Raw genomic sequence first — 11,295 nt, 5'->3', positions numbered from 1 at the left:
GGGCCGTGCGCGGTGGCGAGCGAGAGCCAGCCGGACGCGGCGGCGGTCACGCCGGCCGCGTAGGCGCGCTCGATCCGGCGCAGCGTCGGCGTGGCCCGGTGCCAGCCGACGAGCACGGCCGACGCCGCGCCGACGACGGCGACGAGCGGGGCCCATCCCGGGTGGCGGGCGTGAAGGACGCTCGCGGTGACGGCGAGCGCGACCATCAGGAGCACGGGCGCGGCTTCCGAGCGGTACCGGTAGGCCCACCGGGCGAGTGCCTCGAGGTACTCACCCGCGTAGCGCTCGTCCGCGAGGATCAGCAGCGGCTCGCGGCGAGCGTCACCCCGCCGCAGCCGGCGCCGGGCACGGCGGCTGGCGCGGTTCACCAGTCGTCCCGGTCGTCGTCGTCGTGGGTGGTGGGGTCCTGGGCGCCGAGTTCGTCGCGGACGTACCACAGGGGGTCGCTCTCGCCGTCGTCCTCGGCGGCGACGGCGGCGCGGGCGGCGGCGAGCAGGTTGGCGTAGCGGCGCGCGAGCTGGTCGCCGTGGTCGGTGTCGTCGTGGCGGCGAGGGTGCGGGATCAGCGCGGGGTCGGTGATGGGCATCGTCGTGGAGGTGTCGTCGGTCGTCATCGGTGGTGTTCGATCTCCTCTCGGTCGGTGGGCGCGTTCGGGTTGTGGGTGGCGAGCTGTCGGCGGAGTTCGGTGGCGCGTGGTCCGCTGATCCGCAGTGCCGCCCGGAGGGCGTCTCGTGAGATCGGCCGTCCGTTGTGCTTCGCGCGGTAGCGGGCGTCCGCGGCGACGGCGGCGGCCATGAGCGCGTCGTCGCTGAGGCGTGACGTGCGCGGCTTCCCCGCGCCGGTAGGCATGCCCGGTGGCCGGGGTCGCGTGGTCGAGGTCGGCGCGTCCGGTGGGGCCGCGGGTGCGGTTCGGCCACGCAGCGCGTGGAGGTGAGCGGTGAGGCCGAGGATGGCGGCCGGGACGGCGCCGACGATGACGATCATCGGCCACGTCACTTCGAGCAGTCCGGCGTGGACCGCGTGGTAGGCGGCGTTGCCGGTGATGCTCCCGGTGATCGCGCCGAGTGCGTTCGCTCGGGCGAACGATCGGGCCGTGGTCGTCCGGGTCGATGGCGCGAGCCAGACGCGGGCGGCGGTCATGGCGTAGGCGTCGAGGGTGACCGGCAGGAGCCAGGCGAGGGTGTCGGGCCACCCGGTCATCACGGCGAGTCCGCGCAGACCGGTGAAGCTGGCCAGCGTCGCGGACGCGGCGGCGATCGTCATCCCGGCCACCACCCACCAGTCGCGGTCTGGGTGGTCGGCCCGGTCGCCCGGGGTTGTGGGAGTCGGCGGAGCGTCGGTGGTGGTCATGGCGTGCCTTCCGCTCATCAGAGGGTCAGAGGTCGAGTCCGGCGAGGAACCGGGCGGCGGCGCGGGTGGCCTCGCGGATGTAGGGGGCGAGGGACGAGCTGGCGAGGAAGAAGCCGAAGAGGATGCAGACGAGGGCCTGCCAGCCGCGGAGGCCGGCGAAGCGGATCAGGAAGTAGACGAGGACGGCGAGCAGGACGACGGCGGAGAAGGTGATGGTCAACGCTGGTCGATCTCCTTTCGGTCGGTGTTCGTGGGTGAGGTCAGCGGTTGCGGCGGCGGGACCTGGGTCCGGTCCCGGCGTCGGGCTCGGTCCGGTTCCCGGGCCGGTCCGTGGTCCGCCGCTGTCGGCGCGTGGCGCCGTCCTTGCGTCGGGACCAGGTGGCGCGGGCGGTGCACTTGCGGCAGAGGGAGCCGGGGACGGTTCGGGCGCCGCAGGGGCAGAGGGTCAGGTCGCCATAGAGGTCGGGCAGGTCGGCGGCGGGGTCGGGACTCGAGTCCGGCCCGGGGTCCGGACTCGAGTCCGGGGTGGGGTCGTCGGGCCGGTGGTCGGTGTCGTTGATCGGGGACTCCTCTCGTTGGGCTCGGTCCACCAGCCGGAGAATCAGAACATGTATAGACATGTTCAGATTCTCTGAGTCCGAGTCGGTCGTCAACCCGGTACGGGTCCCGTCCTCGAGCGCCGGGGTCGGTGGCCTGGTCGGCGTCCGGTCCGGGTCTGCCGGGCGGTGGCTGGTTGGCATGGGTTGAGCCTCTGTCGGGAGCCGGGGACGTGATCACCACCGGACTGGACCTGTGCGAGACGTCCGCCATACGGTGTTCGCCGTCCCGGGACGTCCCGGGAACGTCCCCGGGACGTCTGCGAGCGGGTGGATGCCGAACGAGCGACTCAAGGCCGCGTTCCTTCGCCTGCGACTCACGCCTGACGACGTCGCGGCACAGCTCAAGGTCGACCCGAAGACCGTCGAGCGGTGGATCACCACCGACCGTCGGCCGTACCGGCGGCACCGGTACGAGCTGGGCCGCATCCTTGGCGAGGACGAGACCTACCTGTGGCCGGGCGCGCTGTCGCCGGATCAGGCGGCGGGCGCGTCCGAGAGCGAGATCATGACGGTCTACCCGCATCGGTGGACGGTCCCGCGGGACATGTGGGGTCACCTGTTCGACGCCGCGGAGGAGGAGATCGGCGTCCTCGTCTACAGCGGGCTGTGGCTGGCCGAGGACGCCGGCATCACTTCGATCCTGCGAGCGAGGGCCGAGGCCGGCGTGAACGTCCGCCTGCTCTTCGGCGACCCGGACAGCCCGGAGGTGATCTCGCGCGGCGAGTCCGAGAAGATCGGCACGTCGATGCCGGGGAAGATCACGAACGCGCTGGTTCTGCTGCGGCCGTTGCAGGAGGTCGAGGGGATCGAGGTCCGCAAGCACGGGACCGTGCTCTACAACTCCATCTACCGTTCGGACGACGAGCTGTTGGTCAACGCGCACGTCTACGGGTTCGGAGCCTCCCAGGCGCCGGTTCTGCACCTGCGACGGGTGGCCGGCGGCAGCATGGTCTCGACGTACGTCGAGAGCTTCGAGCGTGTCTGGTCCCAGGCGCGACCGCTGGATGACTGAGAGACGCTGAGGACATGGCCCGTATCGACTACTACGACGACCCGCAGGCGCCCGACGCGACGAGCGTGGTGCCGTCGGCCAACGTCGTCGTGACCGACGACGAGGCGCGGGTGTTGGTCATCCATCGCACCGACAACGGCAACTGGGCGCTGCCCGGTGGCGCTCTCGACCTGGGCGAGTCGCTCGTACAGACGGCGGTCCGCGAGGTGAAGGAAGAGACCGGGATCGACTGCGAGATAACAGGTTTGGTCGGCATCTACACCGACCCGCGGCACGTCATCCTCTACACCAGCGACGGCGAGGTGCGGCAGGAGTTCTCCGTCCTCTACACCGCGCGAGCGGTCGGCGGCGAACCGACACCGAGCGACGAGTCACGAGACGTCGTATGGGTTCCCCGGGACGAGCTGGCCGCGCTCGAGCCCATGGATCGGTCGATGCGGCTACGCATCGGGCACTACCTCGAGGGCCGCCCGCAGCCCTACCTCGGCTGACAGACGCATGCCTGCCGCTGACTGGGTGGACGCCGGTGCGAACGTCTTCTCGGCGGTCGGCACGGTCGGCGCGTTCGCCGTCGGCATGGTGTTGTTGCGCCAGGAACAGCTCCGCGAGGTGAAGCGCGCCGAGGACGACCAGCGCTCCCAAGCGGTCAAGGTCAGCGCCTGGATCGAGGCACAGCGGACACCGCACGGCGGTCGCGAACTGTACTTCCACATCCACAACGCCAGCGACATGCCGATCTACGAAGTCTCACTCCCATCACCGGTACCCACCGAAGCCGACGGCGGCGGGGCCGAGTTCGTCGGCCTCGTCCCGCCCGGACAGACCGTGCAACGGGTCGCGCCACGCGAATGGCTCAAGGCATACCTGTCGCCGGAACCGGTCCAGATCGAGTTCCTCGACAGCGACGGCTGGCAGTGGAGCCGCGACGAGCAAGGCTTCCTCACCCGCAGCGAGGAGCGCTCGGCGCCACCGGAGGACCGTTAGGCGATCGAGCGACCGTCGGCGAGTGCAGCGGCCACATCGGCACACTGACGCCGGATCGTGGGCGCGAGCTCGGCGATGGCCCGGTGCACCACACTGTCGGCCGGATACCGCTCGCCGATCTCGGCGAGCCGCTCGTCGACGCTCACGGGGTCGCCGGCCGGCCCGGTGGTCATGTCGCAGTACGTCAGGACGTCGAGCAACGCCGTCGGCGCGATGGCGGCCGACGGGAACTCGTGCTCGAGGACGCCGCTCAGGTCGCGTAGCCGTCCCTCGACCAGGGCGCCGGAGTGGTGCGCGACCAGACAGCACAACAGGGGCTCGGCGTCGGTGGCGTCGCGGAGGTGACGGGCGCCGTCGAGCGGGTGAAACCCCGTGGCGGCGAGGGTGGGGGAGTAGCCGATGTCGTGCAGCCACGCGGCGGCCTCGAGCACGCCGGCGTGCGCGGGCGCGGCCGGTGCTGCCTCGCGCGCCCGGCGGGCGACTCCTTCGGTGTGTGCCCAGCGCCGGGGCAGCGCGGACTCGAGCAGCTCGCGCGCGACGTCCTGCGCCCACTCCGCCGAGGACATCCCGGCAGAGTAGCCAGCGCCCGGCTACCGGGCGCGGACGAACCGCCCCTTGCCGTGCACAACGTCGATCAGACCGTCGGCCTCGAGGACTGCGAGGGCCTGACGCGCCGTCCCGCGCGAGACGGTGTGGCGCTGGACTAGGGCCGTTTCCGAGGGCAGTCGGTCGCCCGGTGCGAGCGCTCCGGAGGTGATGTCGGCCCGCAGCTCCTCGGCGATCCGTCGGTACGTGGGAGCGTCGTGCACGCCGTCCGCGCGCCGCACTACGCGGCCACGACCGCGCACGGTCTCGATCAGGCCCTCGTCCTGCAACTGCGCCAGCGCCCGGCGCACGGTGTTGCGGGCGACGTGGAACTCGCCCGCGAGTGTGGCTTCCGACGGCACGGGCGTCCCCGCGGGTGCGTCAGTCAACCGCTCACGCAGGGCGGCGGCGATCTCCCGGTAGGCGCCCCAACCCACGAGACGCGGCGTCACGCGTCACGCCTCGATTCGTTCAGCGGACGTGGGCCGGGCACGCCGTACAGCCTCGCAGGCCAGACGCCTTCCGTTGAACCGCAACGAGGGACGTCTAGGGACGTCTTGTGCTAGCTTGCCGAGGCAGAGGGAGGCCGACATGCCCGATACCCGCATCCTCGCCGAACCGCTGCGACGTGCCATGGCGGACGCCAGACTCCGCGACATCGACGTCGCCGAGGCGCTCAGGGTCGACCCGAAGACCGTGCATCGGTGGCTCTCCGGCCGGCTCCCACAACCGCGCCACCGGTGGGGACTGGCCGATCTCCTCGAGCGCCACGAGTACGACCTGTGGCCGCAACTCACCGGCTCCTCGCCCGTCGGCCCGGAGGTCTACGCCACCTACCCGCACCGGGGCGCCGTCCCGCGCGAGGTGTGGCGCCGACTGTTCGGCGGCGCCGAGCGTGAGATCGGCATCCTGGTCTACAGCGGGCTGTTCATCGCCGAGGACGTCGATCTCCTCCGGGTGATCGGTACCAAGGCGTCGAGCGGCGTGGCCGTGCGCATCATCCTCGGCGACCCCGAGAGCGCACACGTGACCCAACGCGGGGTCGAGGAAGGGATCGCGGACGCGATGGCGGCGAAGATCCGCAACGCCATCGTGCTCTACCGGCGCATCACCGGGACGGCTGGCGTCGAGATCCGCCTACACCCGACGGTGCTCTACAACTCGATCTACCGCGCCGACGACGAGCTGTTGGTGAACCAGCACGTGTACGGCATTGCAGCCGCGTACGCGCCCGTCGTCCACCTGCGCGGTACCGGCGGCATGGTGGACACCTACGTCGACAGCTTCGAGCGCGTCTGGTCCTCCGCAGAGCCGCTCACGACGTGATACGGCAGCCGCTCGACCGTCATTCGGATGCGCGCGGCGATGTCCTCGACTCGCTCGGGGTCGATTTCTCCGACAACGATCACGTGTGACGCGTCGAGTTGTCCGGCGAGTGACTCAAGAGCATCAAGGGCGGCCGTCTCACGGAAGTGGCGCGGATCGACCTCGAACGTCTCGGCGAGCGCGTAGCCCTCGTCGTTGGCACGAAGCGCCAGAGCGACACGCGCCCGTCGCTTCTCCACGTCCGTGAGGTGCTCGGCCATGTGCAGGATCGCCAGGGCAACCGGTCGAGGTGCGTAGCGCGACACGGCGCTCACACCCGCGTCCGCAGGTCGCGCAGGACACCCGGAGCGAGCGCCCAGGATGACACCATGTCGCCGACGTCGAGCGCCACACGCGCCGGAAGGACGCTCAGACCAACGTCATCGGTCCGGATGCTCCCGGCCGGCTCAGCGAGCCACGCGCGCAGCTCCTCGCGCTCGAACACGCCACGAGAGCGCCGATCGGTCCACAGTTCGACGGTGTCCCGCCGGAAGGTAACCGAGACGACATCCTCTCGCCCCAGGTCGTTGACCACCAAGATCTCAAGCCGCCCCAACACGTCGCACCCTCATCCCCACGCTGTCCGTTGGTGGGCACCGGGTCGGCCAACGGCCCTCCGTAGACCGCCCGGCGCCATCTGCAAGGCCACCAGAGGGACCTGGGACGCCAGTACCGCGATCGAGTCACGGATTCGGGACATGCCGGTCGCACGAGAACGTCTTCCAAGACCGGGGCACCACGAGGGAGCCTTGCTGGGAGTATCGAGGGACGACCACACCGCGCGACCTAAGCGTCCAAATACGTCCCTGAAGGTCCCGCGCGCGAGTAGGGTGTGACGACTCATCTGGCTAATCGAGCCGACCGGCCGTGTCCGCGCTCCCACGACGCCTTGGGCTCGGAAGTCACATGTTCTGTCGGACTCGGTCAATAGGGTGGAGCCATGAGCATCAGTTCCACGATCTTGGGGTCTTCTCGCGCGTCGACCCCACTGGCGACGTTGGTCAACTCCGCCTGCAAGGCTGTGGGGGGCATCTTTCGCTTGGACTACGAGCGGGCTGTGGTTCTGACCGATGACTGGCGTAAGACACAGGCCGGCGGAGTTCCGCACGGCGCTTTCCTGCTCGCTGCCGCTGGTGCGCAGAAGTCCGAGGGATTCGCCCTGGACGACGAGGAGCTGATTCTTCTTCGCGTTAGCGGCACCGCACCACTTCCGAACGAGTCGGATCTCATTCAGACCCGACTCGCAGTGGTGCGTGACGCGGGGGACTCGGGCAAGGGGTTCGATGAAGTGACCGACGAGCTGACGCGAAACGAACTCCAACAGTCTGCCTTCGACTGTGACGTTATCGGAACATTCTACGTCGACCGCAATGAGAGCAAGATCCAGTTCGGATCCGATATCGATAATGTGGTGTCCTCCGCGAGGTATCAAGTCTTTCTGCCATCTCCAGAGATCTTATCCTGGATCGCATCCTTCCCAGAGCCCGATGGAAATGACCTGCTCACATTGGGAGCCGTCCGGTTCGCCTCTACGCGTCGCCGGGCGCGTGAGTCTGGAACCGACAACGCCGCAGTTCATGTGCACATCGGCGACTTCGTGTCCCGCAAGACCGCTGTGTTCGGAATGACTCGTACGGGTAAGTCAAACACCATCAAGACGCTGGTGACTGCGATTGCGACCCAGGCAGCTGACTCTGGTACTCCCGTAGGGCAACTGATCTTCGATCCACAGGGCGAGTACGCGAATGTCAACGAGCAGGATCAGACAGGACTGCGGCTCCTTGGCGACGAGAGCAGGGTGCGTATCTATCGCCTGGGCGCGAGTAGTACCGATCCCCAAGTTTTGCCGCTCGCCATGAACTTTTTCGACCCGGTCAACTTCGATGCCGTGGTCGACTTCGTAAACTCCGTGGTCAATGATCAATTCGGAACGTACGCATACGTCAAGTCGTTTACTTCGATCAACTGGACTGAGCCTGACCGCGCCACGGACGCGGGAGACTGGGCCACGTGGTCAAAGGCCGTCCTCGGCTTCTATGGACTGCTCGTCGAGTGCGGCATTGTCGGCGCAACGTTCACGAGCGGGGGTCTCGAGTTCGTATGGACGGAGCCACTCTTCCAGGCATTCGACCGAGCAAATTCAGGCCTCGTTGTAAAGACGGGGAGGACGTATCGGGCTAGGACGCCTGAGGCTGCCAGGCGCGTCATGCTGCACATGGCAAACGAGGGAAGCTGGAATCAGCGTTCCAGCGGCGGCGACACAGCTTTCAAGTTTGTCGCTGACTTCAACAACCGCGCCAGCGGCAAGGCCGCGATCCGCCAACTGCGCGAATTCCACTCCAGCAGTTCGATGCAGCGCGTTGAAGAGCAGGTATGGGGAGATATGCAGGCGGGGCGGATCGCCATTGTGGATCTTGCGCATGGGTCCGGCGACGTGTCCAAGACGATCTCAGAGAGCACGGTGACCTATCTCCTGGCGAGGGCCAATGATCGGTTCCGATCGGGCGCGGAGTCGGTTCCATTCCAGATCGTTGTTGAGGAAGCGCATAACCTCTTCGAGCGCGGCGCGAAAGACGTAGCGGGGAACCCGTGGGTTCGCCTCTCAAAGGAGGCGGCGAAGTATCAAATTGGCCTCATATACGCGACGCAGGAAGTATCGAGTGTTGACCAGCGCATTCTTTCGAATACATCGAACTGGCTCGTGGCGCATTTGAACTCCGACAACGAGACTCGCGAACTATCTCACTACTACGACTTCAAGACGTGGGCTGAAAGCATTCGCCGAGTCGAGGATCAAGGTTTCGTGAGGATGAAGACCTACTCAGGAAAATATATCGTTCCTGTGCAGGTCGCGAAATTTGACCATGCCATGATCAACGGTGCTCGAGCGGCGGCCGGGCTGCCGCCGGTGGAGGTCGGGTAGGTATGCCCTACCCATCCGAACGAGCGTCACGGCTCGGACATGTACCCGTTGTCAACAGTCAAGCAGTCCACGACGCCTTCGCACGCTGGGAAGTCGCACAGGCGACCCCTGCTGACGAGAATAGGGTTACGTCGCTTTGCCGCCCCATTGAGGAACTCGGCAATGCCGGTATCGCGGACGAGGTCCGATTTGCCATCACTGTTGATGGGTCGGATAACGAGGTTGAGGCTACGCGTGAACACCCGACGATCAAGGTGGGATACATAAGGGTCGCGGCATCCTTCGTAGACTTCGCTAAGCTGCACCAGGCCGGCGCTGGGGACTTCGTCAACCCGCATCTTCTGCGCGAGTCACACCAGCATGCCGCCTTCGACAGGGCGCTCCCCGGTTCGGGTCTGGTGATTCCAGGATCGACTGGTGTGGATACCTGGCGTCAGGAATTGGATCGATTCCTTCAGGAAACAAAGTTCGATCAGGCATCGGATCAGACGCTGGCTGACATGCTGTTGACGCTGTACGGGTCCCCAAGGGGCCCCGCCGCGGCCGTGCCTCTTCGGCGATGCCCTTCGTGTGGTGCAAAGGATGCGCAGCTACCAGGTGGCCGGATAGATGTCCCTAAGGAGGGAGCGGAATGTCCCAACTGCAGGACCAGGATCTATCTCGGAGATGCGCTCCGCACTGAAGAAGAGTACATGCCTGAGGGATCGAATCGTAGTTCGCTGACGCGGTTGATGTTGGTGGCCGAACGTTTGACGTCTCTTGGGTACATGCAACTGCTATTCGAGGACTCGCACAGCTACGAGGTTCTTGAAAAGACTCTGTTCATCACTGACGGACCACTCGCTCTACACGGAACGGTCGCTCCACTGAAGCGGCGGTTCCAGGAGTACCTCGGTGACTTCGCCAGCCAATGCATCGCCAACAAGCGCCCCGCCGCTCCGTTAGTCGTGGGAGTCGAGAAGTCGGGTGCTTTCGTCGAGCATGCACACCTCATCGCCGATTTGATCGAGCCCGGCCAGATCATGCTCCTCACAACTGAGTACATCAACCGGATGACGGGCCGTCCGCTAAACAACCCTTACGGATCGGATGAGTTCTACGGACGGCGGTTCATCTATCGCACAAGAACGGGGGGAATCCTCGTTGTCACTGTGCCGCCGAAACCGGGCGTTACCCCGTACGGTGACCCTGAAGGGGAACTGTGGTCGAGTTATCCCACTCTACGGCCAATCTGTGAGGTGCTCGACTACGTACAGACGCGGCTATACGAGAACGCAGTAATCCCAGTGGCGCTGGCGCACTCGGCCGCCTCTCTACCACTGGGTGTGGGCCAATCGGTGCTGCGTGCGTTGGTTCAACAGTCCTTGGGGCTACCGACCCGGAGCCAGATTCGGCAGCGCGGCCCGTTCGTGGGCTTGCACTAGCCTGATTAGGTAAGTGCGTCGGCCACTGGATTCGAAAGTACGATTAGTTCGCTGGTCGATGCCCGCATGAGTCCGTCTTTCGCTCCACGCAGGTGGGCAGAATAGAGCAGCCGAAACTCGGAAACCTCGCGCGCCTTATACAGACTTCTGATCAGGTCGGCTACGTCATAGGTGAGAACCCAATTGGTGTTCGCGTGGCCATTCAGGACCTTCGCCAAGGCGATATGGTCTGTCTTCTTGAAGGCGCTCATATAGAGCGAGCTGCCCTTTTCGACGTATGGCGGGTCGACGTACGCGAACACGTTTTCCTTTGGGAGATATGCACGAAGTCGCGCCGCACCGTCCTGCCTCGTTACTCGGATCCTCCCGCTAAGTTCCGCCAGTTTCTCGATCCGGGCCTTGAGGACAACCCTGTCGAAGCGGGCGTCGATCTTGTAGGAGCCCTGTTGTGTAAGTCCGCCGATCACACCGGCTCCGAGCACTCCGGAGCGACTGGTGCGGTTGAGGTAAAAGGTGGCGAACCCGAGGGTAAGTGTGTCTACGTTTGCGTCATTACGCCGGCGATAGATCTCGCGTTGCTTCTTCCACTCCTCGACGGTCAACGGGGTCTGGCTCAGCAGCCTGAGGAAGGCATCCGACTCCTTTACCATTGCCTTCCAGCAGGCGTGAATCGCGGGGTCCAAGTCGTTGATCACGACCATGCCTACAACTCCCCTGGACAGGAGTTCCAGGCCCGCGCCAGCACCTCCAGCGTAGGGTTCGATGTACGTGGGCCTGTTGAGCCCGAGCGCCTCGATGGTGCTCTCGAAGAAGCCGGCCAGCGTGGCCTTGCCGCCCGGATACCGCAACGGACTCGCGTGGGAGCCACGGCGGGCGATGACGTCAACCACGGGTGCCCCTTCAGGTCGGCTGGGTGTCGCGCGCTGATTCTAGGGAGCGCTAACGACCCTAGTCGCGCCGCACACCGGTAGTTGCTGGCGGCAACTCCCCGGCAAGCAGTAGACCAGCGCTTGACGCACTCAAGGCTCAGCCCGTGCGCTCGGGCGCGGTGCG

16 protein-coding genes are annotated in these 11,295 nt (G+C 66.3%); 6 read left to right on the top strand and 10 right to left on the bottom strand.

Features of this window, described 5'->3' with window-relative positions; all coding sequences use genetic code 11:
* The 5 genes from AC08OU_RS17005 to AC08OU_RS16985 form a co-directional block, all read right to left on the bottom strand.
* The coding region (locus AC08OU_RS17005) for a hypothetical protein (protein ID WP_476605304.1) at positions 1 to 368 on the bottom strand (368 nt) is incomplete at its 3' end.
* Positions 365 to 613, bottom strand: a complete 249-nt coding sequence (locus AC08OU_RS17000) for a hypothetical protein (protein WP_476605303.1) — start codon at positions 611 to 613, stop codon at positions 365 to 367. The genes AC08OU_RS17000 and AC08OU_RS17005, both read right to left, overlap by 4 nt.
* On the bottom strand, positions 610 to 1,350 hold the full coding sequence (locus AC08OU_RS16995; RefSeq protein ID WP_476605302.1) for a DUF2637 domain-containing protein: 741 nt from the start codon (positions 1,348 to 1,350) through the stop codon (positions 610 to 612). Before AC08OU_RS16995 ends, AC08OU_RS17000 begins: the two co-directional genes overlap by 4 nt.
* A gap of 25 nt (positions 1,351 to 1,375) precedes the next feature.
* Positions 1,376 to 1,570, bottom strand: coding sequence for a hypothetical protein (locus AC08OU_RS16990; RefSeq protein WP_476605301.1), 195 nt, complete (start codon positions 1,568 to 1,570; stop codon positions 1,376 to 1,378).
* Positions 1,571 to 1,610: 40 nt separating this feature from the next.
* A complete protein-coding gene (locus AC08OU_RS16985; RefSeq protein WP_476605300.1) occupies positions 1,611 to 1,970 on the bottom strand; it encodes a hypothetical protein in 360 nt (119 codons plus the stop codon).
* 250 nt (positions 1,971 to 2,220) lie between these two features.
* Between AC08OU_RS16985 and AC08OU_RS16980 the strand changes: the two genes are divergently transcribed.
* Genes AC08OU_RS16980 through AC08OU_RS16970 form a run of 3 tightly spaced genes read left to right on the top strand, consistent with a single transcriptional unit; the run spans position 2,221 to position 3,945 of the window.
* Positions 2,221 to 2,961, top strand: a complete 741-nt coding sequence (locus AC08OU_RS16980) for a helix-turn-helix domain-containing protein (RefSeq protein ID WP_476605299.1) — start codon at positions 2,221 to 2,223, stop codon at positions 2,959 to 2,961.
* Positions 2,962 to 2,975: 14 nt separating this feature from the next.
* A complete protein-coding gene (locus AC08OU_RS16975; protein WP_476605298.1) occupies positions 2,976 to 3,452 on the top strand; it encodes an NUDIX domain-containing protein in 477 nt (158 codons plus the stop codon).
* A 7-nt stretch (positions 3,453 to 3,459) separates the two neighbouring features.
* Positions 3,460 to 3,945, top strand: coding sequence for a hypothetical protein (locus AC08OU_RS16970; protein ID WP_476605297.1), 486 nt, complete (start codon positions 3,460 to 3,462; stop codon positions 3,943 to 3,945).
* Here the strand turns inward: AC08OU_RS16970 and AC08OU_RS16965 are convergent.
* Together AC08OU_RS16965 and AC08OU_RS16960 are read right to left on the bottom strand one after the other, a co-directional pair.
* A complete protein-coding gene (locus AC08OU_RS16965; RefSeq protein ID WP_476605296.1) occupies positions 3,942 to 4,511 on the bottom strand; it encodes an HD domain-containing protein in 570 nt (189 codons plus the stop codon). The two genes, AC08OU_RS16970 and AC08OU_RS16965, sit on opposite strands and share 4 nt — an antisense overlap.
* A gap of 24 nt (positions 4,512 to 4,535) precedes the next feature.
* Positions 4,536 to 4,982 (bottom strand): GntR family transcriptional regulator, encoded by a 447-nt coding sequence (locus AC08OU_RS16960; RefSeq protein WP_476605295.1) that lies wholly within the window; start codon positions 4,980 to 4,982, stop codon positions 4,536 to 4,538.
* Positions 4,983 to 5,121: 139 nt separating this feature from the next.
* On the opposite strand from AC08OU_RS16960, the gene AC08OU_RS16955 reads away from it, so the two are divergent.
* A complete protein-coding gene (locus AC08OU_RS16955) occupies positions 5,122 to 5,856 on the top strand; it encodes an XRE family transcriptional regulator (protein WP_476605294.1) in 735 nt (244 codons plus the stop codon).
* On the opposite strand, the gene AC08OU_RS16950 is transcribed toward AC08OU_RS16955, so the two are convergent.
* A complete protein-coding gene (locus AC08OU_RS16950) occupies positions 5,802 to 6,116 on the bottom strand; it encodes a hypothetical protein (protein WP_476605293.1) in 315 nt (104 codons plus the stop codon). The genes AC08OU_RS16955 and AC08OU_RS16950 overlap by 55 nt on opposite strands.
* Before the next feature lie 50 nt (positions 6,117 to 6,166).
* Complete coding sequence (locus AC08OU_RS16945; protein WP_476605292.1) at positions 6,167 to 6,454, bottom strand: hypothetical protein; 288 nt, start codon at positions 6,452 to 6,454, stop codon at positions 6,167 to 6,169.
* Positions 6,455 to 6,835: 381 nt separating this feature from the next.
* On the opposite strand from AC08OU_RS16945, the gene AC08OU_RS16940 reads away from it, so the two are divergent.
* Together AC08OU_RS16940 and AC08OU_RS16935 are read left to right on the top strand one after the other, a co-directional pair.
* Complete coding sequence (locus tag AC08OU_RS16940) at positions 6,836 to 8,818, top strand: ATP-binding protein (RefSeq protein ID WP_476605291.1); 1,983 nt, start codon at positions 6,836 to 6,838, stop codon at positions 8,816 to 8,818.
* A 2-nt stretch (positions 8,819 to 8,820) separates the two neighbouring features.
* Positions 8,821 to 10,242 carry a zinc ribbon domain-containing protein gene (locus tag AC08OU_RS16935; RefSeq protein WP_476605290.1) on the top strand — a complete coding sequence of 474 codons (1,422 nt, stop codon included), beginning with the start codon at positions 8,821 to 8,823 and terminating at the stop codon, positions 10,240 to 10,242.
* A gap of 5 nt (positions 10,243 to 10,247) precedes the next feature.
* On the opposite strand, the gene AC08OU_RS16930 is transcribed toward AC08OU_RS16935, so the two are convergent.
* Positions 10,248 to 11,132: a DNA adenine methylase gene (locus tag AC08OU_RS16930; protein ID WP_476605289.1), complete on the bottom strand. Its 885-nt coding sequence runs from the start codon at positions 11,130 to 11,132 to the stop codon at positions 10,248 to 10,250.
* Between the last annotated feature and the right edge of the window lie 163 nt (positions 11,133 to 11,295).

Source organism: Frankia sp. CcMO1 (genome assembly GCF_977945845.1).
The sequence above is the reverse complement of the archived record's forward strand: the minus strand, read 5'-3'. Positions and strand labels throughout refer to the sequence as shown.

What these genes read in the sequence shown, in the direction of transcription:
- AC08OU_RS17000 (WP_476605303.1), bottom strand. Translation starts at nt 613, where the DNA reads ATGACGACCGACGACACCTCCACGACGATGCCCATCACCGACCCCGCG.
- AC08OU_RS16995 (WP_476605302.1), bottom strand. Translation starts at nt 1,350, where the DNA reads ATGACCACCACCGACGCTCCGCCGACTCCCACAACCCCGGGCGACCGG.
- AC08OU_RS16985 (WP_476605300.1), bottom strand. Translation starts at nt 1,970, where the DNA reads ATGTCTATACATGTTCTGATTCTCCGGCTGGTGGACCGAGCCCAACGA.
- AC08OU_RS16980 (WP_476605299.1), top strand. Translation starts at nt 2,221, where the DNA reads ATGCCGAACGAGCGACTCAAGGCCGCGTTCCTTCGCCTGCGACTCACG.
- AC08OU_RS16975 (WP_476605298.1), top strand. Translation starts at nt 2,976, where the DNA reads ATGGCCCGTATCGACTACTACGACGACCCGCAGGCGCCCGACGCGACG.
- AC08OU_RS16970 (WP_476605297.1), top strand. Translation starts at nt 3,460, where the DNA reads ATGCCTGCCGCTGACTGGGTGGACGCCGGTGCGAACGTCTTCTCGGCG.
- AC08OU_RS16965 (WP_476605296.1), bottom strand. Translation starts at nt 4,511, where the DNA reads ATGTCCTCGGCGGAGTGGGCGCAGGACGTCGCGCGCGAGCTGCTCGAG.
- AC08OU_RS16955 (WP_476605294.1), top strand. Translation starts at nt 5,122, where the DNA reads ATGCCCGATACCCGCATCCTCGCCGAACCGCTGCGACGTGCCATGGCG.
- AC08OU_RS16950 (WP_476605293.1), bottom strand. Translation starts at nt 6,116, where the DNA reads ATGGCCGAGCACCTCACGGACGTGGAGAAGCGACGGGCGCGTGTCGCT.
- AC08OU_RS16940 (WP_476605291.1), top strand. Translation starts at nt 6,836, where the DNA reads ATGAGCATCAGTTCCACGATCTTGGGGTCTTCTCGCGCGTCGACCCCA.
- AC08OU_RS16935 (WP_476605290.1), top strand. Translation starts at nt 8,821, where the DNA reads ATGCCCTACCCATCCGAACGAGCGTCACGGCTCGGACATGTACCCGTT.